General features: G+C 75.2%; 28 protein-coding genes and 3 tRNA genes. 15 read left to right on the top strand and 16 right to left on the bottom strand.

Translation table 11 applies throughout. From position 1 onward, the window contains the following. Positions 1–22: 22 nt before the first annotated feature. Complete coding sequence (locus tag NHH00_RS19720; RefSeq protein ID WP_047231363.1) at positions 23–232, bottom strand: DUF3073 domain-containing protein; 210 nt, start codon at positions 230–232, stop codon at positions 23–25. Positions 233–629: 397 nt separating this feature from the next. On the opposite strand from NHH00_RS19720, the gene NHH00_RS19725 reads away from it, so the two are divergent. Continuing rightward, positions 630–842, top strand: coding sequence for a BldC family transcriptional regulator (locus tag NHH00_RS19725; RefSeq protein WP_024839011.1), 213 nt, complete (start codon positions 630–632; stop codon positions 840–842). A 100-nt stretch (positions 843–942) separates the two neighbouring features. Here NHH00_RS19725 and NHH00_RS19730 read toward each other — a convergent pair whose 3' ends face one another. From NHH00_RS19730 to NHH00_RS19750, 5 genes are all read right to left on the bottom strand, one after another. Further along, positions 943–1,251, bottom strand: coding sequence for a DUF3618 domain-containing protein (locus tag NHH00_RS19730; protein WP_253055232.1), 309 nt, complete (start codon positions 1,249–1,251; stop codon positions 943–945). Continuing rightward, positions 1,248–1,670 (bottom strand): phage holin family protein, encoded by a 423-nt coding sequence (locus NHH00_RS19735; protein WP_253055233.1) that lies wholly within the window; start codon positions 1,668–1,670, stop codon positions 1,248–1,250. The genes NHH00_RS19730 and NHH00_RS19735 overlap by 4 nt, the downstream gene beginning before the upstream one ends. A gap of 159 nt (positions 1,671–1,829) precedes the next feature. Further along, positions 1,830–1,902, bottom strand: a tRNA-Phe gene (locus NHH00_RS19740). A gap of 50 nt (positions 1,903–1,952) precedes the next feature. Then, a tRNA-Asp gene (locus tag NHH00_RS19745) sits at positions 1,953–2,026 on the bottom strand. 163 nt (positions 2,027–2,189) lie between these two features. After that, a tRNA-Glu gene (locus NHH00_RS19750) sits at positions 2,190–2,262 on the bottom strand. Positions 2,263–2,448: 186 nt separating this feature from the next. Between NHH00_RS19750 and NHH00_RS19755 the strand changes: the two genes are divergently transcribed. From NHH00_RS19755 to NHH00_RS19795, 9 genes are all read left to right on the top strand, one after another. Then, a complete protein-coding gene (locus NHH00_RS19755; protein WP_170227325.1) occupies positions 2,449–2,793 on the top strand; it encodes a metallopeptidase family protein in 345 nt (114 codons plus the stop codon). 40 nt (positions 2,794–2,833) lie between these two features. Continuing rightward, positions 2,834–3,151 (top strand): ArsR/SmtB family transcription factor, encoded by a 318-nt coding sequence (locus NHH00_RS19760; RefSeq protein ID WP_204539642.1) that lies wholly within the window; start codon positions 2,834–2,836, stop codon positions 3,149–3,151. 92 nt (positions 3,152–3,243) lie between these two features. Then, positions 3,244–4,167, top strand: coding sequence for a cation diffusion facilitator family transporter (locus tag NHH00_RS19765; protein ID WP_253055234.1), 924 nt, complete (start codon positions 3,244–3,246; stop codon positions 4,165–4,167). Positions 4,168–4,234: 67 nt separating this feature from the next. After that, a complete protein-coding gene (gene galE, locus NHH00_RS19770) occupies positions 4,235–5,254 on the top strand; it encodes a UDP-glucose 4-epimerase GalE (protein ID WP_253055235.1) in 1,020 nt (339 codons plus the stop codon). A gap of 88 nt (positions 5,255–5,342) precedes the next feature. Then, entirely contained in the window at positions 5,343–6,257 is a 915-nt protein-coding gene (locus tag NHH00_RS19775; protein ID WP_253055236.1) for a phytoene/squalene synthase family protein, read from the top strand. Beyond that, on the top strand, positions 6,254–7,930 hold the full coding sequence (crtI, locus tag NHH00_RS19780; RefSeq protein ID WP_253055237.1) for a phytoene desaturase family protein: 1,677 nt from the start codon (positions 6,254–6,256) through the stop codon (positions 7,928–7,930). Before NHH00_RS19775 ends, crtI begins: the two co-directional genes overlap by 4 nt. Continuing rightward, complete coding sequence (locus tag NHH00_RS19785; protein ID WP_253055238.1) at positions 7,927–8,268, top strand: lycopene cyclase domain-containing protein; 342 nt, start codon at positions 7,927–7,929, stop codon at positions 8,266–8,268. Before crtI ends, NHH00_RS19785 begins: the two co-directional genes overlap by 4 nt. Then, complete coding sequence (locus tag NHH00_RS19790) at positions 8,265–8,591, top strand: lycopene cyclase domain-containing protein (protein ID WP_253055239.1); 327 nt, start codon at positions 8,265–8,267, stop codon at positions 8,589–8,591. Before NHH00_RS19785 ends, NHH00_RS19790 begins: the two co-directional genes overlap by 4 nt. Further along, positions 8,588–9,457 (top strand): prenyltransferase, encoded by an 870-nt coding sequence (locus NHH00_RS19795; RefSeq protein ID WP_253055240.1) that lies wholly within the window; start codon positions 8,588–8,590, stop codon positions 9,455–9,457. Before NHH00_RS19790 ends, NHH00_RS19795 begins: the two co-directional genes overlap by 4 nt. Before the next feature lie 87 nt (positions 9,458–9,544). On the opposite strand, the gene NHH00_RS19800 is transcribed toward NHH00_RS19795, so the two are convergent. The 3 genes from NHH00_RS19800 to NHH00_RS19810 form a co-directional block, all read right to left on the bottom strand. After that, positions 9,545–11,008, bottom strand: a complete 1,464-nt coding sequence (locus NHH00_RS19800; protein ID WP_253055241.1) for a M15 family metallopeptidase — start codon at positions 11,006–11,008, stop codon at positions 9,545–9,547. Positions 11,009–11,365: 357 nt separating this feature from the next. Beyond that, the gene (locus NHH00_RS19805) at positions 11,366–12,667 is read right to left on the bottom strand and encodes a threonine/serine exporter family protein (RefSeq protein WP_253055242.1); all 1,302 of its coding nucleotides are present in this window, start codon (positions 12,665–12,667) and stop codon (positions 11,366–11,368) included. A 32-nt stretch (positions 12,668–12,699) separates the two neighbouring features. Beyond that, positions 12,700–13,116: a hypothetical protein gene (locus NHH00_RS19810; RefSeq protein WP_253055243.1), complete on the bottom strand. Its 417-nt coding sequence runs from the start codon at positions 13,114–13,116 to the stop codon at positions 12,700–12,702. A gap of 85 nt (positions 13,117–13,201) precedes the next feature. On the opposite strand from NHH00_RS19810, the gene NHH00_RS19815 reads away from it, so the two are divergent. Next, entirely contained in the window at positions 13,202–14,860 is a 1,659-nt protein-coding gene (locus NHH00_RS19815; protein WP_253055244.1) for a mechanosensitive ion channel domain-containing protein, read from the top strand. 45 nt (positions 14,861–14,905) lie between these two features. Here the strand turns inward: NHH00_RS19815 and surE are convergent, their stop codons facing one another. The 5 genes from surE to NHH00_RS19840 all read right to left on the bottom strand — a co-directional run bounded on the left by surE (position 14,906) and on the right by NHH00_RS19840 (position 19,477). Then, on the bottom strand, positions 14,906–15,673 hold the full coding sequence (gene surE / locus NHH00_RS19820; RefSeq protein WP_253055245.1) for a 5'/3'-nucleotidase SurE: 768 nt from the start codon (positions 15,671–15,673) through the stop codon (positions 14,906–14,908). 66 nt (positions 15,674–15,739) lie between these two features. Beyond that, positions 15,740–16,750 carry a 1-phosphofructokinase family hexose kinase gene (locus NHH00_RS19825; RefSeq protein WP_253055246.1) on the bottom strand — a complete coding sequence of 337 codons (1,011 nt, stop codon included), beginning with the start codon at positions 16,748–16,750 and terminating at the stop codon, positions 15,740–15,742. Between the two features lie 9 nt (positions 16,751–16,759). Beyond that, entirely contained in the window at positions 16,760–17,623 is an 864-nt protein-coding gene (locus NHH00_RS19830; protein WP_253055247.1) for a glycerophosphodiester phosphodiesterase, read from the bottom strand. Between the two features lie 91 nt (positions 17,624–17,714). After that, positions 17,715–18,278, bottom strand: coding sequence for a TIGR03086 family metal-binding protein (locus NHH00_RS19835; RefSeq protein WP_253055248.1), 564 nt, complete (start codon positions 18,276–18,278; stop codon positions 17,715–17,717). 140 nt (positions 18,279–18,418) lie between these two features. Next, positions 18,419–19,477 (bottom strand): 2,3-butanediol dehydrogenase, encoded by a 1,059-nt coding sequence (locus NHH00_RS19840; protein ID WP_253055249.1) that lies wholly within the window; start codon positions 19,475–19,477, stop codon positions 18,419–18,421. A 307-nt stretch (positions 19,478–19,784) separates the two neighbouring features. Between NHH00_RS19840 and NHH00_RS19845 the strand changes: the two genes are divergently transcribed. After that, the gene (locus NHH00_RS19845) at positions 19,785–20,930 is read left to right on the top strand and encodes a VanZ family protein (protein WP_253055250.1); all 1,146 of its coding nucleotides are present in this window, start codon (positions 19,785–19,787) and stop codon (positions 20,928–20,930) included. On the opposite strand, the gene NHH00_RS19850 is transcribed toward NHH00_RS19845, so the two are convergent. Further along, positions 20,917–21,099 (bottom strand): hypothetical protein, encoded by a 183-nt coding sequence (locus tag NHH00_RS19850; protein WP_253055251.1) that lies wholly within the window; start codon positions 21,097–21,099, stop codon positions 20,917–20,919. The genes NHH00_RS19845 and NHH00_RS19850 overlap by 14 nt on opposite strands. Positions 21,100–21,310: 211 nt before the next feature. Between NHH00_RS19850 and NHH00_RS19855 the strand changes: the two genes are divergently transcribed. Together NHH00_RS19855 and NHH00_RS19860 are read left to right on the top strand one after the other, a co-directional pair. Further along, the gene (locus tag NHH00_RS19855) at positions 21,311–22,921 is read left to right on the top strand and encodes a methyltransferase (RefSeq protein ID WP_253055252.1); all 1,611 of its coding nucleotides are present in this window, start codon (positions 21,311–21,313) and stop codon (positions 22,919–22,921) included. A 117-nt stretch (positions 22,922–23,038) separates the two neighbouring features. Beyond that, complete coding sequence (locus tag NHH00_RS19860) at positions 23,039–23,635, top strand: ASCH domain-containing protein (RefSeq protein ID WP_253055253.1); 597 nt, start codon at positions 23,039–23,041, stop codon at positions 23,633–23,635. A 43-nt stretch (positions 23,636–23,678) separates the two neighbouring features. On the opposite strand, the gene NHH00_RS19865 is transcribed toward NHH00_RS19860, so the two are convergent. Beyond that, on the bottom strand, positions 23,679–24,305 hold the full coding sequence (locus NHH00_RS19865) for a pyridoxamine 5'-phosphate oxidase family protein (RefSeq protein WP_253055254.1): 627 nt from the start codon (positions 24,303–24,305) through the stop codon (positions 23,679–23,681). Between the two features lie 48 nt (positions 24,306–24,353). Between NHH00_RS19865 and NHH00_RS19870 the strand changes: the two genes are divergently transcribed. Then, positions 24,354–24,965 (top strand): DinB family protein, encoded by a 612-nt coding sequence (locus NHH00_RS19870; RefSeq protein ID WP_253055255.1) that lies wholly within the window; start codon positions 24,354–24,356, stop codon positions 24,963–24,965. Positions 24,966–25,017 lie beyond the last annotated feature (52 nt).

Below are 25,017 nucleotides of genomic sequence, written 5' to 3' on the forward strand. Positions count from 1 at the left end.
GATCAAAGGAGGTCGACGACCGTCAGCGGTCGTCGGACCAGTCGTTGTAGCGCTGGTCGTAGCGCTCGAGGTCGTCCGACGACTCGGCGCCGAAGCGCGAGTCCGTCACGACATCCGTGTGGCTGTGACCGGTGAGCTCTTGCTCGAGCGCACTGTAGTTCGTCTCGGGGCTGTAGTACTTCAGCGCGCGAGCGACCTTGGTCTGCTTTGCCTTCTGACGGCCGCGGCCCATGGCTCCGACCCCCTCAACGTAGAAGCGGGGCGGCTACGTGCTCAGACGTGCGGCCCCGGGGTGTAGTTTCGTCTGTTCAGGGTCCAACGGTACATGCTCGGGGCCTATTCCATCCACTCAGAAGGCCGTGACGGACCGCGGACGTGCCTACCGTCACACACTCTCCACGAGCGGGGGAGCGGGCCCGCCTCAGGCGAGGCCGGGCAGGGCACGGGGAGCACGCCCCGTAAGCCGCACGAGCGCCTATCCGGCCGATACGACCATAGGCGGCCTAATTCACCCGTCCGTCAAGTCGCCCGAAATCCGCATGCTGCGACAATGGAGAGTACTGGCGTCGTGCTGTCGTCGTGATCCGGGGTATCTGCCGGACCAGCGCGTACCAGGAGGAGGTGTCGTGATGTCCATGCACGGAGAGTCCGAGGTTCTGCTCACGCCCGCCGAGGTCGCCAGCCTGTTCCGCGTCGATCCCAAGACGGTCACCCGGTGGGCGAAGGCGGGCAAGCTCTCGTCGATCCGCACGCTCGGGGGGCACCGCCGCTACCGCGAGTCCGAGGTCCGGGCGCTGCTCGGCGCCGCCAGCGAGCCCGCGGAGGGCACCGACAAGTCCTGAGCCGACCGCGCGCCGCGCCGCCGGCACGGTCGGCGCGTCGGATCGGCAGGCAGAAAAAACGCCCCGGCGAGAACGCGCCGGGGCGAGCGCTCGTCGGAGACTACGAGCGCCGGCGCAGGATCGCCGCCGTGACGAGCGCGACGCCGGCCACCACGGCACCCAGCAGCAGCTTGACGTTGCGCGACCGGTCGGGGTCCTCCTCCGGCAACCCGCCACCGGTCAGGAACGCGCCCGTGTCCGAGGCCGCCTGCTTCGCCTGCTGCGCCGCGGCCTTCGCCTGGACGCGCGGGTCCAGGCGGGTCGTGAGCTCGTCGATCGTCCCCGCGAGCTCGGCGCGCGTGCGCGCGATCTCGTCCTCGAGCTGGGACTGGGACAGCGGGGGCACCGGGGCCCCGTCGGTTCCGCTCACGGGCGCAGTCCTTCCTTGATCGTCGCGACGTCTTCCTTGATGCTGTCGACCGCCCCGGTCGGGGTCGGCGGGACGCCGCGCTGGAGCTGCTTGACGCCGACGAACGCGAGCGTACCGGCGACGAGCACGAGGGCCAGGCCGACGATCAGCGCGGCGAGCCACAGCGGCATCACGGTCGCGAGCCCCTCCATGGCGGAGTGGAAGAGGAAGCCCAGCCCGTAGAGGACGAGCACCCCGCCCACGACGAGCAGGCCGATGCCGATGCCGGCGTGCTTGGCCTTCGTCGTGAGCTCGGCCTTCGCGAGCGCGATCTCGGACCGGACGAGGCGGGTCGCCTGCTCGGACAGCCGCTCGACGAGCTGCCCGACCGTCGGCTTCTGCTCCTCGGGCGGGATGCGCCCGTCGATCCAGTCGCTCATCTCTCCGCCTTTCCGCAGGTGACCCCACCACTCAACCGGCACCCGGGGCGGTGCGCAACTCCCCGCGGGCCTGGGAGGCGCCGGAGAGGGAGGGCCGGGCGGCACCGCCGCCGCGACGAGAAAGACCCCCGCCTGGATCCCGGGCGGGGGTCTCTTCGGTGGCTCCGACCGGCGTCGATCCGGTGACCTTTCGATTTTCAGTCGAACGCTCTACCAACTGAGCTACAGAGCCATGGGGGAAGAGCCCGGCCGGCCGATGCCGACCGGGCTCTTCGCCTCACGCGACCCTGACGGGACTTGAACCCGCGACCTCCGCCGTGACAGGGCGGCGCGCTAACCAACTGCGCTACAGGGCCTTGCTGTTCTTCGCGAGACACACCTTAACACCAGGGGACCCGGTGGTTTTCACCAGTGAACCTGGTGGTGTGGTGGCCCGCTTTCGAACCGAGAGGATCGTACCGTACCGATGAGCCGATCCGTAAATCCGCTGGTGGCCACCGGTCCCGGCGCGATCTCGCGTACCCCCAACGGGATTCGAACCCGTGCTACCGCCGTGAAAGGGCGGGGTCCTAGGCCGCTAGACGATGGGGGCTCAGGAACGTGCGCCAGTGTACAGCGGCGGGACCGTGACCTCCTGGTCGGGTCGTGGTCGACCCGTGGTCGCCTCCTCGGCCGGGCCTGCCCGCGGACGGTGCCGCGGGACGGTGCAGCGGGACGGTGCAGCGGGACGACGCCACGGGCGGTGCCCGCGACGGGGGAGGATGGTCGCGTGGTGGAGATGACGCGGGCCGAGTTCGAGGACGCCGTGCGCGACGGGCTGGACCTCGTCCCCGAGGACCTCGCGGCGCAGATGGACAACGTGGTGGTGCTCGTCGAGGACGACGCGCCCGCCGACGACCCCGACCTCCTCGGGCTCTACGAGGGCGTCCCCCTCACCGAGCGGGACCACATGTGGGCGGCGGGGGCGCTGCCCGACCGCATCACGATCTTCCGCAACCCCACCCTCGCGATCTGCGAGACGCGCGAGGACGTGGTGGAGGAGGTCGCGGTGACGGTCGTCCACGAGATCGCGCACCACTTCGGCATCGACGACGACCGCCTGCACGAGCTCGGCTGGGACTGAGGTCGCACAGCGCGGGGGCGCCGATCGCTACGATCGGCTGGTGACGACGAGCGCCGCGAGCGACCCCCGGCACGACGGCGCGCACGACCACGAGGCGGTCGCGCGCCTGCTCCACGCGCTCGCGGACCCGAGCCGGCTCGCCATCGTGCACCTGCTCACCGGCGCGGAGCGGCGCGTCGTCGACCTCACGCGCGAGCTGGGGCTCGCGCAGTCCACGGTCTCTGCGCACCTGACCACCCTGCGCGACGTCGGGGTCGTGGCGGTCCGCCGCGAGGGGCGCTCGTCCTGGTACCGGCTCGTGCGGCCCGAGGTGGCGCACCTGCTCGCCGACGCGGAGCACGTCGCGCTCGCTCCCTGACCCCGCGCGGTGACGCGCCTCACGGCGCAGCCGGTCTGGTATTCATCGTCGATCACCGATATCATCGGTAACTGACGATGAATGGAGGGTTCATGGGAGCCGGACACGACCACGGCGCGGGGGGTGCCGCGCCCGACCACCGCGCGCGGCTCGCGGTCGCCTTCGGGATCACCGCGACGATCCTCGTCGCGCAGGCCGTCGGCGCGGTCCTCACGGGGAGCCTCGCGCTCCTCACGGACACGGCGCACATGCTCACCGACACGACGGGGCTGGCCGTGGCGCTCGTCGCGGCGTCGCTCGTGCTGCGGCCCGCGACCAAGCGCCGGACCTGGGGATTCCGCCGCGTCGAGGTGCTCGCCGCCCTCGCGCAGGCGGCGCTCCTCCTCGCGGTCGGCGCGTACGCCGTCGTCGAGGGCGTCCGACGGCTGTTCTCGCCGCCGGAGGTCCCCTCGTCCGAGTTGCTGGTCTTCGGGATCGTCGGCCTCGTCGGCAACGTCGTCGCGATCGCCGTCCTCGCGTCCGGGCGCCGCGCCAACCTCAACCTGCGCGCGGCGTTCCTGGAGGTCGTCAACGACGCCCTGGGGTCGGTCGGGGTGATCGTGGCCGCCGTCGTCATCGCGACGACCGGGTACCAGCAGGCCGACGCGATCGCCGGGCTCTTCATCGCGCTGCTCATCGTCCCGCGCGCCTTCCGCCTCCTGCGCGAGGCGACGGCCGTGCTCATGGAGTTCACGCCGGAGGGGCTGGACCTCGACGACGTCCGGGCGCACATCCTCTCGCTCGACCACGTCGAGGACGTGCACGACCTCCACGCGTCGACCGTCGCGACGGGGCTGCCGACCATCTCCGCGCACGTCGTCGTCGACGCCGCGTGCTTCCGGGACGGTCACGCGCTCGAGATCACGGAGCGCGTCCGTGCGTGCGTCGCGCACCACTTCCCGGTCTCCGTCGAGCACTCGACGTTCCAGCTCGAGACGGCGGCCCTGCGCGACCGCGAGGCCCACGGCCACGCGTAGGGCGGCGGCCACCACGGGTCCGGCAGCTCGGCGGGGGGAGCGGGGCGGCCCCACTAGGGTGGGTGCCATGACGATCCTCGTGACCGGCGGAGCCGGGTACATCGGCGCGCACGTGGTGCGCCTCCTGCAGGAGCGCGGCGAGAAGGTGGTCGTGGTCGACGACCTCAGCACCGGTCGCGCGGACCGTGTCGGCGACGCGACGCTCGTCGAGGTCGACGTCGCGTCCCCGGAGGCGGTGGACGTGCTGACGCGCGCCCTCACCGAGCACGACGTCCGCGCGGTGATCCACTTCGCGGCGCGCAAGCAGGTGGGGGAGTCGGTCGAGAAGCCGGCCTGGTACTACCAGCAGAACGTCGGCGGGTTCACGAACCTCGTGACCGCGATGCAGGCGGCCGGCGTCGACCGCCTCGTGTTCTCGTCCTCGGCGGCGACGTACGGGATGCCCTCGGTCTCGCTCGTCGAGGAGAAGCTGCACGCCGAGCCGATCAACCCCTACGGCGAGACCAAGCTCGTCGGCGAGTGGCTGGGTCGCGCGGCCGGCCGCGCCTGGGGCCTGCGGTTCGTCGCGCTGCGCTACTTCAACGTCGCCGGCGCCGGCTGGCCCGACCTCGGCGACCCCGCCGTGCTCAACCTCGTCCCCATGGTGCTCGACCGCCTGGAGCGCGGCGAGCAGCCCAAGATCTTCGGCGACGACTACCCGACGCCGGACGGCACGTGCATCCGTGACTACATCCACGTCCTGGACCTCGCGCACGCGCACCTCGCGGCGCTCGGGTACCTCGACGTCGCGGAGCGCCCCTTCGACGTGTTCAACGTCGGGACGGGGCAGGGGTCGTCGGTGCGCGAGGTCATCGACGAGATCGGGCGCGTGAGCGGGCTCGACGTCACGCCGGAGGTCCTGCCGCGGCGCGCGGGCGACCCGCCGCAGCTCGTCGGCGACCCGCGCCGGATCAACGAGCTCTTCGGCTGGACGGCGACGAACGGGCTGCCCGAGATCATCGCGTCGGCGTGGGAGGCCTGGCAGGCGGGCCCGCGGCGCATCGAGGTCGCGGCGCACGACGCGGCGGAGGGCGCTCCCGAGGTGTGAGTCTGCGCGTCCCGTGCGACCCTACATTCCTCAGCATGCTGAGGAATGTCCGGGGAGGTGCCCCGGCGACGGGAGACGGGACGAGGACGTGGGCGACCAGAACGACCCGGCACGGCTGTACGACCTGACCGCCGCGCGCACGAGCCGGGTCGTGCTCGCGTCCTACTCGACCTCGTTCGGGCTGGGCGCGCGCCTGCTCGACGTGCCGACGCGCGACGGGATCGACGCCGTCTACGGACTCGTCCGCATCGCCGACGAGGTCGTGGACACGCGCCGCGGCGACGGTGCGGCCGACCTCCTCGACGAGCTGGAGGCGGAGACGGCGAAGGCGCTCGACCGCGGGTGGTCGACGAACCTCGTCGTGCACTCGTTCGCCCTGACCGCCCGCCGGTGCGGCATCGGCCACGGCGAGGTCGACCCCTTCTTCGCGTCGATGCGCACGGACCTCACGGTGCGCGTGCACGACCGCGAGAGCTACGAGCGGTACGTGTACGGCTCGGCGGAGGTCGTCGGCCTCATGTGCCTCGCGGTCTTCCTCAACGCGCGCCGTCGCCCCGGGGAGCCCCTGCGGGTCGCGGACCCGGTCCTCGTCCGCGGGGCACGAGCGCTCGGCGCCGCGTTCCAGAAGATCAACTTCCTGCGCGACCTGCGCACCGACCACGACGAGCTCGGGCGCGCCTACCTGCCCGGCGTCGTCCCGGGCCGGTTGCGCCGTCGCGACGTCGAGGCGTTCTGCCGGGAGGTCGAGGAGGACCTCGCGGCGGCGCGGGCGGCGCTCCCGGGGCTCCCGGTGCGACCCCGCGTCGCGGTCGCCGCGACCGTCGCCGTGTACGAGCGGCTGCTCGCCCGGCTCGCGGCGACGCCGCCCGAGGACATCCTGCGGGCGCGCGTGCGCGTCCCCGACACCGTGAAGGTCGCGCTGGCCGCGCGGGCGGCGGGCGGCCAGCTCCTCGGGCAGATGGCGTCGGGCCGACCCGCGCGCCCGCGGAAGGTGCTCGCGTGAGGGCACCGCGCGTCGTCGTGGTCGGAGGCGGGATCTCCGGGCTCGCCACCGCGGCGCTGCTCGCGCGCGGGGGCGCGGCCGTCACGCTGCTGGAGCGCCACGCGGACTTGGGCGGCCGAGCCGGCACGCTCGAGCTGGACGGGTTCCGCTTCGACACCGGGCCGTCCTGGTACTTCATGCCGGAGGTGGTCGAGCACTTCTTCGCGCTCCTCGGCGCGCGCGTCGAGGACCACCTCGACCTCGTGCCGCTCGACCCGGCCTACCGCGTGTTCTTCGAGCCCGACGGACCGGGCGGCGCGGCGTCCACGTTCGAGCTCTCGGCGAGCCCGGGCGTGAACCGCGCCCGGCTCGACGCGATCGAGCCCGGGGCCGGCGACCGCGTGGCCGCGTACGCGGCCACGGCGAGCGAGGCCTACGGGCTCGCGCTCGACCACTTCCTCTACACCACGTTCGAGCGGCCCGACCGCGCGCTCGCGCCGGAGGTGCTGCGCCGTCTCCCGCGCCTCGCCGCGCTGCTGCGCGAGCCGCTCGCCGACCGTGCCGCGCGCGCGGTGGAGGACCCGCGGCTCCGCCAGCTCCTCGGGTACCACGCCGTCTTCCTCGGCTCCTCGCCCTACCGCGCGCCCGCGCTGTACTCCCTCATGAGCCACCTCGACCTCGTCGACGGCGTCCGGTACCCCCGCGGCGGGATGCACACGCTGATCGAGGCCGTGGCGCGGCTCGCGCGCGCGGAGGGGGCCGAGCTCCGGACCGGCGCGGACGTCGCCGGGATCGAGGTGGCCCCCGGTGCCCGACGGCGCGGGCGCGTCACGGGCGTCCGCCTCGCCTCGGGCGAGCTCGTCGAGGCGGACCTCGTCGTGTCGGCCGCCGACCGGCACCACACGGAGACCGCGCTCCTCGCCCCGCGGTGGGCGGACCTGCCCGCCGCGGCGTGGGACGACAAGGGGCCGGGGATCTCGGCCCTGCTCGTGCTCGCGGGAGTGCGGGGCGCGCTGCCCGAGCTCGCGCACCACTCCCTCTTCTTCACGCGCGACTGGCCCGCGAACTTCGACGCCGTGCTCGGCGCCGACCGGCGCAGCGACCCCGCGGGGCTGCGCGTCCCCGACCCCGCCTCGCTCTACGTGTCGCGCACCTCCGCGACCGACGGGCCGTCGTCGTCCGCGCCCGCGGCCCCGCCCGGGCACGAGAACCTCTTCCTCCTCGTCCCGTTCCCCGCCGACCCGACGCTCGGCGCCGACGCCGCGTCGCGCCGCGCGCTCGACGCGCTCGCGGACCGCTACCTCGCGCAGGTCGGGCGCTGGGCCGGGATCGAGGACCTCCCGGGTCGGGTCGTCACGCGGCGCGTGCTCGGGCCCGCCCACTTCGCGACCGAGCTCTCGTCGTGGCGCGGCGGCGCGCTCGGCATGGAGCACACCCTCCGGCAGTCGGCTCTGTGGCGGCCCGGCACGGCGGCCCGCCGTGTCGACGGGCTCTACCACGCCGGGGGTGGGAGCATCCCGGGCGTGGGACTGCCGATGTGCCTCATCAGCGCCGAGCTCGTCGCGAAGCGCCTGCTCGGCGAGACGTCGGCACGCCCGCTGCCGACGCCGTTGCGCCCCGGCTACCTCGCGGCGAGCCGTCGGCCCGAGCGGATCCGGCCGTCGGGTGCGCGACCGGTCGAGGTCCGCCGGTGACGGGTCTGGTCTACCTCGGCGCGCTCGCGGTCTCGCTCGGCGGCCTCGCCGTGCTCGACCGGCGCTTCCGCCTCGCGTTCTGGGCGGAGCGGCGCCGTGCCGCGCTCACGGTCGGTCTCGGCGTCGTCGGCTTCCTCGCGTGGGACGTCGCAGGCCTCGCGCTCGGGATCTTCGCGCGCGGGGAGAGCCCGTGGATGACGGGGCTCCTGCTCGCGCCCGACCTCCCCGTCGAGGAGGCGGTCTTCCTGACGCTGCTGTGCTACACCGCGCTGCTGGGCTGGCGCGGCGCCGAGCGCGTGCTCGCCGCGCGACGGAGCCGGGCGGAGGGCGACGCGTGACGAACCTCGTGCTCAACGTCGTCGTCCTCGCGGTGCTCGTCGCGGTGTCGTGGCGCGTGCTGCGCCGGCTGCGACCCGGGCCGCTCGTGTGGACGGCCGTCGTGATGTGCGTGCTCACCCTCGTGTTCGACACGCTGATGATCGCCGCCGACCTGTACGTCTACCACCCGGACAAGATCCTCGGCGTCTACCTGTGGGGGGCGCCGCTCGAGGACTTCGCGTACGCGCTCGCCGCCGCGCTCGGGATGCCGGGGCTGTGGACGGTGCTCGGTCGCGAGCGCACCGGGTCCGAGCACGGTCGTGCCGCGGAGGACGAGCGGTGAAGGACGTGCTCGCCGCGTCGCGGCCCTTCTCCTGGATCAACACCGCGTACCCGTTCGCCGCGGGGTACCTCGTCGCGACCGGCGGGCGCGCCGACCTCGCGCTCGTGGTCGGGACGCTGTACTTCCTCGTCCCGTACAACCTGCTCATGTACGGCGTGAACGACGTCTTCGACTACGCGAGCGACCTGCGCAACCCGCGCAAGGGCGGGATCGAGGGCGCGCTGGCCGACCCGGCGACGGCCCGCGTCACGCACCGCCGCATCCTGCGCGCGTGCGTCGCGACCAACGTGCCGTTCCTCGTCGCGCTCCTGCTCCTCGGCGACCCGCTCGCGGGCGCGGTCCTCGCGCTCGTGGTGTTCGGCGTCGTCGCGTACTCGGCGCCGCGGCTGCGGTTCAAGGAGCGCCCGTTCCTCGACTCGTTCACGTCGGCGATGCACTTCGTCGGGCCGTTGCTGTACGCGCTCGTGCTCGTCGACGCGGACCTCTCCGCGCGGTCCGTCTGGCCCGTGCTCGCCGGCTTCGTGCTCTGGGGCATGGCGTCGCACGCGTTCGGCGCGGTGCAGGACGTGCGCGCGGACCGCGAGGGCGGCATCGCGTCCGTCGCGACGGCGATCGGCGCACACGCGACCGTGCTCGCCGCCGCAGCGGCGTACGTCGCGGCGGCCGTCGTGCTCGCGGTGCTCCCGTGGCCCGGCGTCCTCGCCGCGCTGCTCCCGCTGCCGTACGCCGTCAATGTGCTGCGGTTCCGCGACGTGCGCGACGACGACTGCGAGCGCGCCAACGCGGGCTGGCGCGCGTTCCTGTGGCTCAACCTCGTCACCGGGTTCCTCGTGACGATGCTGCTCCTCGCGGACGCCCTCACCTGACGCGCCCCGCGTCGCCGGGCACGGACGACGAGGCCCCGGTCCGCGAGGTCGTCGCGGTGCCGGGGCCGTCGTCGGGGGAGCGGCTCGTCAGGAGAGGTCGCCGTACTCCCAGTGCCAGGGCTCGTTCTTCGAGCCGCCGGCGCGGGCCCACTCGGGGTTGTCCCAGCCGTAGGCCGGCGCGTTGGCGCGCATCCACTCGTACTGCGCGGTGCCGTAGCCCTGGATGCCGCCGCCGAGGTCGAGCGCGAGCGCCCAGCCGTGGTTCGACATGCCCGGGGGCGCGGCGAAGTAGCCGCGCGACGCCTTGACCGCGACCTGCGAGGCGTAGGAGCGGTACGAGTCCGTCACGGAGAGGTCCGCGCCGAACGTCTCGCGGAACTTCTGGTTGAGCGCCTCGATCTGGTGGGCGGCGTCGCAGCGGAGCTGCTCGCCCGGCGCGAACGACAGCTCGCACAGGGCGCTCGCGGGGATCTGCCCGTTGCCGAAGCCCGCCGTGGAGGCGGCCCACTGGTCGAGCTGTGCCGCGATCTCCTCGGCCGACGGCGGACCGGGCACGACCTGCACGGTCACGCCCGAGCCGGCCGCGTCGAGCAGCGTGGAGAGCTCGGCCGTCAGCGCGGCGATCTCCTCGGTGGACCCCGCGGGCGCCGGCGTCTCGGCGGCGTCGGTGGTGGCGTCCGTCGCCGTCCCGGTGGTGAGGTCGGGCGACGCGGTCGCCGCCTCGGAGGCCGCCGCGTCCTCCTCGGGGGACTCGGTCGAGGTGTCAGCGCTCGTCGCGGCGTCGGGTGCCGCCGCGGTCTCCGCCTCGTCCGACGACTCGTCCGACGCCGTGGCCAGGTCCGGCACGGTCGGCTCGAGCGTCGGGAGGGCGGCGAGGTCCTCGAGGGACGTGCGGGCCGAGGATCGGCTCGCACGGTCGGAGCCGCGTTCGGCGAGGTGAGGCACGCTCGCTTCGAGGGTGTCGGACGCGGTCAGCAGCGCGTCGCCCTCGGTGTCGACCGCGGCGTTGTCGTCGGCGGACCCGTCGTCGGCGGTGTCGGCTGCCGTGTCGTCGGCGGTCCCGCCCAGCCCGGAGTCGGCGAGCGAGGGCAGGCCGGCGAACGCCGACGAGCCGTCGGTCGGGGAGGCCGCGGTGACGGCCGTGCTGAGCCGGGTGCGCGCGTCCTCGATCTGGGCGATCTGCTCGGGCGTCAGCCCGGCGGCGCCCTCCCCGGTGAGGAACTGTGCCCGCACGAGGGCGTCGCTCGCCGCGTCGACGGTGGCGGGGTCGGCCGCGATCGCGCCCAGGGTCACCGGCGCCGTGCCGGCAGCGGTCGACGTGGTCGGTGCCGCGGACGAGGAGTCGGCGGGCACGTCCGCCGACGGCGCACCGCCGTCGGCGAAGGCGGCCGCGGCGGTGCTCGCGGTGAGCGCGACGGCCGCCACGGCGGCACCGGTCCCGAGGGTCCGGCGACGGCCGGGAGCGACGCGGGCAGCGCCCTGCGCGCCGCGGCGCGCGGCGGAGGCGAGGGCTGCGGGGAGCGAGGCCCGGCTCGCGGTGTGGCGGCCCATCTAGCGTGCCTCGCCGGGGGCGGCGGGGCACGCGCCGGTGGTGCTGGACGTGTGCGGTGCGGTCTTCTGGTGCTGTGCAGTGGTCAAGCGAGCGATCCGATCATCGGGTCGTGGTCGCGGGCGGTCGAGCGCGGAAGCGCTCCCATCCCTGGTGCACCTGCGCAGGACGGAGCGCTGGGTGACCACGACGGCGTGCGGTCGGGGCGGGACGCGTGCGCCCTCTCACCACGACGCCGGCTGGTCTGGTCGCAGGGTGGACCACGGAGACCGGTCGGCTGTTCCATCTTCAACTAGACGTGCGTCCAGCGGGACCCCCTGACGGGGGGAAGCCTCGGGAATGGGGTGCCGACCGTGTGGTCAGGATGTGAAGAGGGTACGTGTCACCCGTCCTGCGTCCCGCGTGACGGCCGACCCGACGAGCGTGCCGAGGGCGATCCCGAACACGGCGACGACCGCGTTGGCGATCTCCTGGGCCGCCTCCGGGCCGCCGTTCACCAGGTCCGAGAGGCCCAGCAGGCTGAGCGCCCCGGGCACGAGGAGCCAGAACGCCGGGAGGGTCGTGACGGCGGCGGGCGGTCCGTGCGGCGTCCGCTCGACCAGCGCGGCGAGCGGCGCGATGACGAGGGCACCCACGAACCCCGCGAGCGGGGCGGCGGCGAGCGCCCCGGCGAGCTGGGCCGCGTACGCGCCGAGCAGGACGAGCAGCACCCAGGGGAGCGAGCCCCGCGGCGACGAGGCGAAGTACATCTGCCCGAGCCCGACGGCGAGGATCCCCACCCACGGCGCCCACCACCCGAGCTGGTCCGCGGCGGGGGCGGCGACGAGCGGGCCCGCGACCGCGGCCCCCGCGACGACGCCGAACACGAGCAGCAGGAGCTGCGCGACCCCGTAGACGAGCCGGCTCGCGCCGGCGACGATCTGGTTGCCCGTCAGCTCGATCGCGGCGACCGTGAGCACCGAGCCGGGCAGGAACGACACGAGGGGCGGCACGAGCACGCTCAGCGGGTCGTCGCCGAGCCAGGGGTGGACGACGTCGACCGCCAGGAGCGTCACGACGAACGCCGCGACGACGGGCAGGGCGGTGGCGAGCGTCGGCCACCGCGTCCCGAGCCAGCGGAGGGCGCCGACGAGGATCCCGAGCGCGAGGTAGACCGGCAGGAGCCGGGCGGTGGGGTTGAGCACGAGGCCGAACCCGACCGTGAGCAGCCCGTGGCCGACGATCGTGAGCACCGCGCCGAAGCGGGGCGGCCGCTCCACGATCGCGCGCAGCTCGGCCCGCGCGTCGGCGAGCGGGACGTCGGTCGTGCGCAGGCGGCGCACGAGGGTCGTGAGCGCCCCGATCTGGTCGAGGTTGAGACCGCTCGCGGCAGCACCCGCGAAGTCGGCGACCGTGCCGCCCGCCGTGCTCACCCGGACGAAGACACCCGTGGGGAGGACGAGCGTGCCCACGGTGGACGCGCCCGAGCGTCGCGCGACGGCCTCCAGGTCGTCCTCGACGTCGGTCACGGAGCGTCCGGAGTCGAGCAGCGCCGTCCCCAGCTCGCGCAGGAGCGGGACGAGGTCGGGGGACACCTCGGGCGGCTCGGGATCGACCGCGGGGGGCGGCTCGTCGCCCAGCGCGCGCAGCACGCGGCGCACGACGGACGGGGCGCGTCGCACGTCGTCGAGCCAGCTCGCCCTGCGCCCGCGGGTCAGGGCGGGTCCCCGGTGCTCGCGGCGACGAGCGCGAGCAGGGCCCGCGCGTACGCGTCGGCGGCGTCCGCCGCGGCGAACGTGCCGAGGTCGTCGAGCACCTCGGTGCGGACGACGTACCCGGCGTCCGACCGTTCGAGCGCGCGGAAGGTGCCCCCGAGCAGCTCCCGGAGCTGCTCTTCGAGCGGGTGCCACAGCGCGTCCTCGAGCGCGACCGAGTCGAGCGCCCACTCGGTCGTCCCGTTGAAGCCGAGCACGACGCCGGTGTCGAACTCGTGCGGCTCGATCGTCATGTCGCTCACGGTGAAGACGTCGCCGTCGCCGCCCGTGGCGAGGAGGCGGAAGCGGTCGCCCGACGCCGGCGACCACCGCACGCCCGCGTCGCGCAGCGCGAGCGCGAGCTCCCACGAGATCATGCCTGCCACGGTAGGCCCGGCCCGCGCGGCCCGCACGAGCGACCGCCCGGAGGTGACCCCCGGTCGCCCTGCCTAGCCTGAGGTGATGGACACGGAGCTGGAGAACACGACCGACGTGCTCGTCACGCTGGGCGCGGTCGCGGCGGGAGTCGTCGTCGCGTTCGTCCTGGGGACCGTGATCTCCGCCGTCGTGCGGCGGGCCGGCCGGCGCAGCGAGCTCGCGCGCGACCTGTCGCGGCGGCTGCGCCGACCGGACCGCGCGGTCCTGACCGTCGTCGCGGTGTGGGTGGCGGTCCGTCTGACGACCGACGCCTCGACGCCCTGGCGCCCGGCGGTCGAGCACCTCCTGCTCATCGCGCTCATCCTGGCCGGTGCGTGGTGGGTGGGCGCCATCGCGTTCGTGCTCGAGGACTCCGCGCTGCAGCGCTACCGCATGGACACCGCGGACAACCGGCACGCGCGCCGCGTCCGGACGCAGATCACGGTGCTGCGCCGGCTCACCGTCGCGGTGATCGTCGTGTGCGCGGTCGCGGGCATCCTGCTCACGTTCCCCGCCGCGCGCGCCGCCGGGGCGAGCCTGCTCGCGTCGGCGGGGCTCATCTCGATCGTCGCGGGCCTCGCCGCGCAGACGTCGCTCGCGAACGTGTTCGCGGGCATGCAGATCGCGTTCACCGACGCCATCCGCGTGGACGACGTCGTGGTGCTCGAGGGCGAGTGGGGGCGGATCGAGGAGATCACCATGACGTACGTCGTGGTGCACCTCTGGGACGACCGCCGCCTCATCATGCCGTCCACGTACTTCACGACGACGCCGTTCCAGAACTGGACCCGCCGCGCCGCCGACCTGCTGGGCACGGTCGAGCTCGACCTCGACTTCGAGGTGCCGGTCGGGCCGATGCGGGCCGAGCTGCGGCGTCTCCTCGCGCTCACCGACCTGTGGGACGAGCGCGTCGGCATCCTCCAGGTGACCGACGCTGTCGGGGGCCTCGTGCGGGTCCGCGCCCTCGTCAGCGCGCACGACGCCCCGACGCTGTTCGACCTGCGGTGCTTCGTCCGGGAGGGCCTGGTCGACTGGCTGCAGCGCGCCGCCCCGCAGGGCCTGCCCCGGACCCGGCTCGAGCGCGCTGCGGACGCCGCCGACCTCCTGCCGGGGGAGCCGGGCGAGCCCGCCGCGGCGGACGCCGAGCGGCCCGACGGGACCGGCACGGGCGGCGACGGGGTCCCCGTGGCCCCGGCGCGACCGCCGCGCCTCCCCGCGGAGCGCGGGTCGCGGCGGGCCGACGCGCCCGTGGTCCTCGGGACGATCCGGCGCGCGGGGAAGGGCGCCGGCGCGGCGCCGAGCGAGGACCCGACGCGGCTCGTCGGGGTCGTGCCCGGCCCGGCGGGGCGCCCGGACGAGCGGGACGTGGACGCCGGCGCCGGTCACGACCGCGCCGGCCACGACGCCGAGGTGCCGGGCGGGACCCGGCCGCTCCCCGCCGTCGGGCACGACGTGCACGGCGACGCGACTCCCGAGGCCGCGGAGTCCGCCTTCTTCAGCGGGACGCCCGAGGGGGAGGAACGGTCGCGCGCGTTCGCCGGGCCGGGTCAGGACGTCATCGACGAGCGCGAGCGCACGGCCGAGCACGGCGCCGTGCCGGACCACGACGCGCCGGGCGACGCACCCGACGCGGGGGCGCCGCGCGACCCCGCCGACGACGGGGACGGCGTCCGCGAGGACGACGACCGCCGACCCGGTACCTGAGGACGGGACCCGGACGCGTCCCCGGCGCGCCCGACGGCGAGCGGATCAGGTCAGGCCGGGGACCTCGACCGTCACGTCGGCGTACGGCGCGACGAGGAGGGTCGTGGTCGCCCACCCGCGCGTGAGCAGGCCGGTGTCGGAGTCGGGCTCGGAGTGCCGCTCCGTGCCGGAGTACTGGAGCACCAGGTGCCGGTCGCCGTCCTCGTGGATGTTCGCCTGGACGAGCCCGAACGTCGCGAGCGGCGCCTGGCGCAGACCGCGCAGCCGGTCCGGCGGGACGTCGGGGACGTTGACGTTGAGCGTGCGGCGGTCGAGCGGGACGTCCCGCGACGCGGCGTCGTCCATCCACGCGAGCACGTGGTCGGTGACGAGGCGCGCGGTGTCCCAGTGCTGCGGCTCCGCCGCGTCCACCGAGACGGCGAGCGACCGGATCCCGTGCGTCATCGCCGACAGCGCCGCGCCGACCGTCCCGGAGTGCAGGATCGCGTTGCCGGTGTTGGCGCCCTTGTTCGCCCCCGAGAGCAGGAGGTCCGGCCGGGGTCCGAACCCGCCGTAGGCGGCGACGAAGGCGATGAGCGCGGGGGCGGCGCGGACGGCGTAGGAGGTCACGTCGTCGGGCAGGCCCGGCGCGCGGCGCGGCTCGACGGCGAGCCGCCCGTCGCGCTCGGCGCCGAGCAGGGACGCGCTGGCGCCCGACGACTCGCGGGCGGGGGCCGCGACGACGACCTCGTAGCCGGCGTCGAGCGCCGCCCCGGCGAGGACCGCCAGGCCGGGGGAGTCGATCCCGTCGTCGTTGGTCACGAGGGCGCGCACGGTGGTTCTCCTCTGTCGTCGGGGGTCGGGGTCGGGGGGTGGGGGTAGCCGGCCCGGCGGCCGGGTTCAGGTGCGGGCCTCGCGCACCGTGATGCGGCGCGCGAGGCGCTCGATCTGGTCGCGGCGGCCCGTGCCGAGCCCGCGCCGCGTGACGTTGAGCGCGCCCGCCGCGGCGCCCAGGCGCACGGCGTCCGGGAGCTCGAGGCCGCGGCCCAGCCCGACGGCGATGCCGGCCGTCATGGAGTCGCCCGCGCCACGGTGGTCGACGGTCGTGATGCGCGGAGTGCGCACGGTGTACGTGTGCTCGCGCGTCACGAGCAGCGAGGGGTCGTGCGCGCGCGACACGACGACCGCGCGCGGCCCGGCGTCGACCATGCCGCGCGCGGCGGCGAGCAGGGCCGCCTCGGTGTCGTCGTCGGCGAACCCGCCGTCGACCATCTCCTCGTGGCTGATCTTGAGCACCGCGCCGGGCGCGTCGGCCACGGCGCGCGCCTGCTCCCCGGAGAGGTCGGCGACCACCTGGCGCTCCGAGGCGTGCAGGTCGCGCGCGAGCCGCCCGAAGAACGACGCCGGGACCCCGATCGCGGTCTCCGACCCGGTGAGGATGGTCACCGCGGCGTCGAGCCCGGAGACGAGGACGGTGCCGTACAGGTCGTCGACCTCGTGGCGGTTGAGCGGGAACGGGTCCATCGTCACGACCTCCTCCCGGTGGCCGCTGCGCCGGTCGTGGACGTACGCGCCGTTGCCGCCGGTCGTCGTCGCGCGCAGGTCGAGGTGCTCGGCGCGCGCGAGGTGCGCCGCGACCGTGCCCGTCTCCCCGCCGAACGGGCCGCACACCACGACCTGCGCGCCGAGCGAGTACGCCATGCGCGCGAGCCACAGCCCCTGGCCGCCGGGGTGGACGTGCACCTCGGGCGAGGTCTCGTACGGCCCGGCGGGCTCGATCTCCACGGTGAGCAGCGGTGTCAGCGCGAGCACGCACACCGCCGGGGCGCGCGCGGCTCCCGGGCCGGAGGGGTCGGACGGGTCGGGCGGGGTGGGGAGCGGACCGGGCGAGGGCGTCGGGGTGGCGCTCATCCGTCCACGCTAGGGGCGCGGCGGCCGGTTCACCCGCCGAGGATCCTCGAACCGCGCGTCGAGCCAGCCGGCGAGCCGGTCCGGCCGGTCGGTCATGATGCCGTCGACGCCCTGCGCGAGGAGGTCGTCCCACTCGTCCGTCGTGTTCGCGGTCCAGGCGTGCACGCGCAGCCCCGCGCCGCGGAGCGTGTCCACGAGGCCCGGCTCGTGCGCGAGGAGCGCGACCTCCGGGTTGCAGGCCACGACCCCCAGGTCCGCGCACACGCTGACGAGCTCGGCGAGGCTGTCGGGGTGCAGCGCGAGCAGGAGCGCGCGGTCGAGGTGCCCGGCGGCGTCGCGCAGCGCGGCGACCGTGGGGGGCCAGAACGACTGGACGAGCACCCGGTCCGCAAGCCCGGCGTCGTCGACCTGCTTGGTCACGAGCAGGACGTCCTCGACCGACCAGACGCCCTTGAGCTCGACGAGGAGCCCGACACCCGGGTGCGCGACGGCGAACCGCGCGACCTCCGCGAACGTCGGGACGCGCTGGCCCGCGAACGCGCGCGAGAACGACGACCCGGCGTCGAGAGCGCGCACCTCGGCCAGCGTGAGCCCGTCCACGCGGCCGGTCCCGTCCGTCGTCTCGTCCACGACGTCGTCGTGCAGCACGACGACCTGCCGGTCGGCCGTGAGGTGCACGTCGAGCTCGATCGCGTCGGCGCCCGCGCGCACCGCGGCCTCGAACGCCGCGAGCGTGTTCTGCGGCGCGACGGACGAGTTGCCGCGGTGCCCGACGACGAGGGGTCGGCCCCCGCGGTCGGCCGCGGCCCGGAGCAGGGGCGGCGCGTGCGTCGTGCGCTGGTCCGGGGTGCGACCCGGAGCGGTGGGTGGCATGGGGTCAGTCTCGCGCGCGACCCGCGCGCCCGTCCTGCCGGGGCCGCCTCCGGGCAGACCGTTCCGCGAACGTTCACCCGGCGTGCGACCGTCAGCGGCGGCGGCCCGTGAGCGCGAGGAGGTGCGTGAGGTCGTCGGCGCCGTCGTCGACGTCGAGCGGGCCGCGGAACAGCGGGCCCGGCTCGAGGAACGTCGAGCGCGACTCCGCGTAGTGCAGCGCCCACGCGACCAGGGCGGGCTCGCCCGCCTCGTCCGCCCCGACGGCGCGGGCCAGGTCCCACGCGTGCACCACGAGGTCGAACGTCATCTGGGCGCAGTACTCCGCGCCCGACTCGTCGCCGTAGGACAGGTGCACGCGGCGGTCCAGGGCGTCGGGAGCGAGGAACGCCTCGCGGGCCTGGACGGACGCGTCGACCCACCGGTCCACCGGGTCGTCGCCGAGCACGTCGCCCTCGAAGACGGTGCCCACGTCCTCGATCCAGCGCCCGGCGAGCAGCTCCGGGGCCCAGAGCTGCTCGGCGGTGAGGTGGTTGACGAGGTCGCGCACCGTCCAGTCGGCGTCCGGGGTGGGCAGCGCCCACTGGTCGTCGCGCAGCGGGCGGACGAGCGCGTCGAACGCGCCGATCGCGTCGCCGTGGGCGGCGAGGACGTCCATGCGGCACCTCCCGGGGGCCTCGTGAGCCTCCACCGTGGCACGCCGGGCGGCGCGCCGCAGGTCGAGCGCGGCGCGTCGACGAGCACGGGTCGAGCGCGGCCCGCGGCCCCCGGGGACGGGGAGGGCCGCGGGCCGCCGTCTCACACCGACACGACGATCTTCACGTGGTCGTCCTTGTGGTCGATGAGCTCGCGGTACCCCTTCTCCACGACGTCCTCGACGGCGATGCGGCTCGTGACGAACGGGGCGAGGTCGACCTTGCCCTCCTGCACGAGCCGGATGACCGCCGGGTGGTCGTCGGCGTACCCGATGGCGCCCTTGATCGTGAGCTCGCGCAGCAGCACCGTCATGACGTCGAGCGTCGGCCGCGCGGAGAACAGCGCCACGATCTGGAGCGTGCCGCCCGCCTTGAGCGCGTGGGTCAGGGTGTCGAGCACCGGCTGTGCGCCCGAGCACTCGATCGCGACGTCCGCGCCGCGGCCGTCGGTGAGCTCGAGCACGCGCGCGGCGACGTCGACCTCGCGCGGGTCGAGCACGACGTCGGCCACGCCCGTCTCCAGCGCCTTGGCCTTGCGCGCCCCACTCACCTCCGTGACGATCGTCCGCGCCCCGATCGCGTGCAGGACGGCGCACGTCAGCAGGCCGATCGGCCCCGCCCCGCCCACGAGGACGGTGTCGCCCGCCTGAGCCCCGGACAGCCGCACGCCGTGGTACGCGACGGCCAGCGGCTCGATCAGCGCGGCCTGGTCCAGCGGGACGTCGCCCACCGGGTGCACCCACCGGCGCTCGACGACGATGTGCTCGGACAGCCCGCCGCCGCGGCCGGAGATCCCGATGAACCCCATCTTCACGCACGCGTTGTACAGGCCGTCGCGGCACGGCGGGCACTCGCCGCACACCATGAACGGCTCGACCACCACGGCATCCCCGACCGCGAGCCCGTCGACGCCCTCGCCGAGCTCCTCCACGACCCCGGAGAACTCGTGGCCGAACACGACGGGCAGCGTCTCGCCCGACAGCGGGTGCGGCTCGGTCTCCGACGGCGCGGGCGGGAAGGGGCCCTCGAGGTACAGGTGCAGGTCGGACCCGCAGATGCCCGTCCACGCGGGCCGGATCTTCACGGTGCCCGGCCTGGTCTCGGGCTCCGGGACGTCCTCGATCCGGAGGTCTTCCTTGCCGTGGTACCGCGCCGCCTTCATCGTCCTCACCTCGTCCGTCGGGCCGCGCGCACCGGTCGGTGCGCGGCGGGCGGTCCCCGGACCGGTCCTCGGTGAGCCCTCGGCGGGCCGTGGCGACCGACCGCACCTCCACGCTAGGCCGCGGTCCGGCCCGCACGCCGCGCCGAAGGTCCTCGGGGACGAGGCCGGTCGTCGTCGGCGCTCGTCCGGGAGGCGGGCAGCGGGCGCCGGAGGGCGGCGCCGCGGGCGCCGCCGCGATACTGGAGCCCGTGACCACGACCCGCACCCGCGCACGCCGACCCGCCCCTCAGCACGGCGGGAGCCGCGCGTGATCGACAGGTGGACGTGGCCGGCGTACGTCGGCGTCATCGGCGGCGCGCTGGTCTTCGCGGCGTTCCTCGTGCCCGCCCTCGCGTGGCAGTCGCGCCGGTACGGCGGCCTGAGCGGCCGCCGCCTGGTCGGGGCCGCGGCCGTCGCCGTCTACGGGGTGGCGCTCGTCGCGTACACGCTCCTACCGCTGCCCGGCGGCGACCTCGCCGCGTGGTGCGCCCGGTACGGCGTCGCGGGGGCGGAGCTCGTGCCGTTCCACTCCCTGGTCGACATCCGGCGTGACACCGCCGGCCTCGGCGCCGGCGCGACCCTGCGCAGCGCGGCCGTGCTCCAGGTCGTGTTCAACGTCGTCCTGTTCGTCCCGTGGGGGCTGCTCGTGCGGCGCTACCTGGGGCGCGGCGTCGTCGTCGCGACGCTCTCCGGGCTGGCCGCGTCGGTGCTCGTCGAGACCACCCAGTACACGGGGATCTTCGGGCTCATCCCGTGCTCGTACCGCGTCGCGGACGTCGACGACGTCCTGACCAACACGCTCGGCGCGTTCCTCGGGGCGCTCGCAGCGCCGCTCGTGCTGCGGTGGATGCCGCGCGCCGCGGAGCTCGAGGCGCGCCGGGACGAGGCGCGACCCGTGACGGTGTGGCGCCGCTGGCTCGGGATGCTGCTCGACGCGCTGCTCGTCACCGCGCTCGGGGTGGTGCTCCAGGTGGGCTACCGCACGGTGCTCCTCCTGCTCGGGCGTCCGCTGCCCGACGGGACGGACTGGCCGCAGTGGCTGCTCGGCACGCTCGTCCCGTTCGCGCTCGTGTTCGTCGTGCCGACGTTCCTCGGCAGCGGCGCGTCCTGGGGGCAGCGGACCGTGTGGCTCGCGCCGCGCTGGGCGGGCCGGCCCGGCACGACGGCGCAGCGCGTCGCCCGCGCGGCGGCCGGGGGCGCGCTGTGGGGGGCGCTGGGCCTGCTCGCCGACCTGCCGACGGACGTCCCGGCGGCGCTCGCGGTGGTGGGCGACGTGGCCGCGCCGGTCGCGTGGCTGTTCGCCGTGGTGTCGGTCGCCGCGGTCCCGTTCACGCGCGGACGGCGCGGGCTCTCCGGGGCGGTGACCGGGGCGGAGGTCGTCGACGCGCGGGAGGCGGCGCTCAGTCCTGCGTGAGGAGCCCGACGGTCAGGGCGATCGCGCCCCAGATCACGAGCCCGCCGCCGACGGCGATCGCCATCCCGTTCGCCCCGGTCGACCCGGCTCGGCGCGCGCCGCGGGCGGCCGTCGCGGCGATCGCGAGGCCGGACACGACGAGCACAGCCCCTGCCACGATCCAGAACATCGCGAACACCGTCCCATACGTCCCCTGTGCTCCGCATCGTGGACGGGCGTCCAGGCCAGCCGGATCGGGGAGCGCTCAGGGGCGGGCGCCCCGGCGACCAGCGGGTTTCCCCGCTCGGCGGCCTTCACGGAGAGCGAACACGCGGTCGCCGAGGGGGACCGAGCGGTGAGACGGGTTGCGTCGAGGGGGTGACGCCCCGCACGGTGTGCGCGTGCACCCTCCTGCGTCCCCGCCGGTCCGTCGCGTCCTCTTCCCGGGGCGTCACCACGTCGTCACGCGCTACCAGGTCGACTACCTCCGGGCGCTGCGCGCCGGGCTCGTGCGCGACCTCGACGGGCACCGCGTGCGGTGCGCGCCCGACGTCGAGGTGGTCTGGGTGGTCACGTCCGCGAACCACGCGGGCACGCGCCGCAACCCGCTGCCGGGCCACCGGCGCGAGGCGCTCGTCGAGAACGTGACGACCCGGGAGGGGCTCCGGTCCGTCGTCGTGCCGGTGCCCGACGTGGCGCCGGACGACCGGTTCGCGCACCTCGTCGTCACGAGCGTCGCCACGGCGACGGGCGTCGCGCCCGACCCCGCCGACACCGTCGTCGCGTGCTCGACGCCCGCGCTCGTCGACGCGTACCGCGCGCTCGGCTACCGCGTCGCGGGCGTGGAGCTCGACGCCGCCGAGCCGGGCGGTGAGCTGCCCGCCCGCCCGTGGGACGTCGTCGAGCAGATCGCCGCGGGCGACGAGCGCTGGCGCGACGTCGCGCACCCGGCCGTCCCGGAGTTCTACGCGCGCTACCGGTTCGTGGAGGACGTGCGGCGGATCTTCGCCGACCCCGTCGTCTCGGGCGACGGCGACCTCACCTCGACGCGCGACTACCGCACGTACGCCGCCGCGTTCGAGGATGCGTCGGCGCGCAAGTGGGCCCAGGTGGCGCCGCACGTGCGGCCCGGGCGGATCGTCGACATCGGCTGCGCGACCGGCGGCCTCCTGGAGCACGTCGCGCGCGAGCCGCGCCTGCACGAGTCCGACCTGTTCGGGGTCGACGTCGCGCGGCACCTCGTGGCCGAGGCCGAGCACAAGAAGGCCCAGGGCGCGTTCGCGAACCCGCACGTGTGGTTCGTGCAGGCCAACATCCTCGACCGGTCCGTGATGCCCGACGCGACGGTCGACACGACCCTCACGATCGCCCTCACGCACGAGGTCTCGTCGTACGGGGACGGCGTGCGCGACGTTGAGACGTTCGCGCGCCGCGTCCACGCCCACACCCGGCCCGGCGGGGTGTGGATCAACTCCGACGTGTGCGGCCCGGCCGAGCCGGACCGCGTCGTCGTGCTCACCCTGCGGACCGACGACGGCGCCGCCGCCACCGGGGACGGGCCGGGCGGGGCGCGGGCCGACCTCGACGGCCTCGCGCGCGCGGACGTCGCCGCGTGGGTCGGCGCGCTGTCCACCGACGCGCGCCTGGTCCAGTTCGCGCACGACTTCCCGCGCCTGTCCGGCGCTGCGTTCGCGCCCGAGCGCCTGGCGCCGGGGTCGTGGCGGCTCACGCTGCGCGAGGCGATGGAGTTCCTGACCCGCAAGGACTACGTCGACAACTGGCTGTCCGAGTGCCACGAGCGGTTCTGCGACCTCAGCGGCCCGCGGTGGGCCGACCTGCTCGCCGACACCGGCTTCGAGCTCGAGCCGGGCAGCGGCGCGTGGCGCAACGAGTGGGTCGTCGAGCACGCCCTCGCGCCCGTCGCCGCGCTGCACGACGCCGCGACCGGCGAGCCCGTCGACTGGCCCGACACCCACGTCCTCACCGTCGCCCGCCGCCCCGAGCTCGCCTGACCCGGCCCCGGGCCCGACCCCGCCGAGGGAGAGCCCTGGTGCACCCAGGTAGAGCCCTGGTCATGACCAGGGCTCTACCTCGGGAGATCGGGGCGGCGGCGTCGTACGCTCGGAGACGTGCTCCTCGACGCCCGCACGCTGCGCGGCCTCCAGGACGGGACGGTGACGCTCGCGTTCCGCCGCTGGACGACGCCGCGCGTGAAGGTGGGGACGCTCCAGCGGACGCGGATCGGGGTCGTCGAGGTGACGTCCGTCGAGCGCGTCGCGGTCGGGCCGGACGGCGCACCGCTCGTGTCCGACGACGAGGCGCGCCTCGCGGGGATGGCCTCACTGGAGCGCGTGCTCGCCCGGGGAGCCGCGCGCGAGGGCGACCTCTACCGCGTGGGCATCCGCCTGGCGGGTCCCGACCCGCGCGTCGCGCTGCGCGAGGACGCCGACCTGGACGCGGCCGCCGTCGAGCAGATCCGCGCGGCGCTGGACCGCAAGGACCGCGCCGCCGCCGCGCCGTGGACCCGGCAGTACCTCGAGTTGGTCGCGGCGAACGAGGGCGTCGTCGCGCGCGAGCTCGCCGCCGGCCTCGGGATGGCGCGCGACGACTTCAAGGTTCGCGTGCGCCGGCTCAAGGAGCTCGGCCTCACCGAGAGCCTGGACGTCGGCTACCGTCTCTCCCCGCGCGGCCGGGCCTACCTCGACGCGACCTCGCCCGGCTCCTGACGGGCCGGTGGGCGGTCAGCCTCCGTCGCGCCGTCGCGCGACGTCAGGTGGCGGACGCCTCGACCGGTCGGCGAGAGGTCGCGCTCGACGGCGACGACGGGCCGACAGGATCGGCGGGCTCGCCGATCGCGGGGAGGCCGTCGATGCTCGTCGAGTTCTTGGTGACCCGGTAGTCGTCGAGCTGCTCGGGCGTCTTGCGACCCGCCCAGCGGTCGAGCAGGTCGCGGTCCTCGACGAGCTCGAGGTGCGGGACGGAGAACCCGCACGAGTCGGAGACGCGCGTGACGTCCACGACGACGACGCCGCGCTGCCCGGCGGTCTCCGTCTTGGCGAAGTGCCCGCGCAGCGCGTCGAACTCCGCGCTCCCGGCCTCGACGTACCGGCCCGTGCCGTGGAACCGGACGATGGTGGGCGGCCCGGAGAACACGCAGAACATCACGACGATGCGCCCGTTCTCCCGCAGGTGCGCGGGAGCCTCCGCGCCCGACCCGGTGTAGTCGAGGTAGGCGACGCGGTGCGGCGAGAGCACGGCGAACGTGCCGGCCATGCCCTTGGGCGAGACGTTGACGTGGCCGTCCGCCGCGAGCGGGGCGGTCCCGACGAAGAACACCGGCTGCGCGAGGACGAACGACGCGAGCCGGTCGGTGATCTCTGCGTGGACGGTGCCCATGGGGCGAGTCTGGCACCGGCGTGGGAGGGCGTCGGTAGTGTCCGGTGGATGAGCACGAGGACGGCACCTGACGACCCCAAGGCGACGCTGCTGCGGTACCTCGGGCGGGAGCGGGACGCGCTGCTGGCCAAGGCGGAGGGGCTGAGCGAGTACGACGTCCGCCGTCCGCTCACGCGCACCGGCACGAACGTCCTGGGACTCGTGAAGCACGTGGGCAGCGTGCAGCTCGGCTATCTCCACGAGGCGTTCGGCGGCACGCACGACCTGGAGCTGCCCTGGTTCGCCGACGGTGCGGACGTGAACGCCGACATGTGGGCCACGGCGGACGAGAGTCGGGAGGAGATCCTGGAGCTCTTCCGCCGGTCGTCGGAGCTGTGCGACGCGACCGTGGCGTCGCTCGACCTCGACGCGCCCGGCCACGTGCCGTGGTGGCGCCCGGAGAACCGCGACGTCACGCTCCACCAGGTGCTCGTGCACGTGCTCGCGGAGGTGGCGCACCACGCCGGCCACGCGGACATCGTGCGGGAGCTCGTCGACGGCGCTGCGGGGGACGGCCGGGGCAACCTGCCCGCGCTCGACGAGGCCGAGTGGGCGGCCTACCGGGAGCGGCTGGAGGCGTCCGCCGTCGAGGCTGCGCGGCGCGCGGGCGAGCGCCCCTGACCGCGAGATCGGCCCGCCCGTCGCCAGATCGGCCTCCGGAGGGTCGATCTCG

The sequence above is a fragment of the Cellulosimicrobium cellulans genome (assembly GCF_024124905.1).
GTDB classification, from domain to species: domain Bacteria; phylum Actinomycetota; class Actinomycetes; order Actinomycetales; family Cellulomonadaceae; genus Cellulosimicrobium; species Cellulosimicrobium cellulans_G.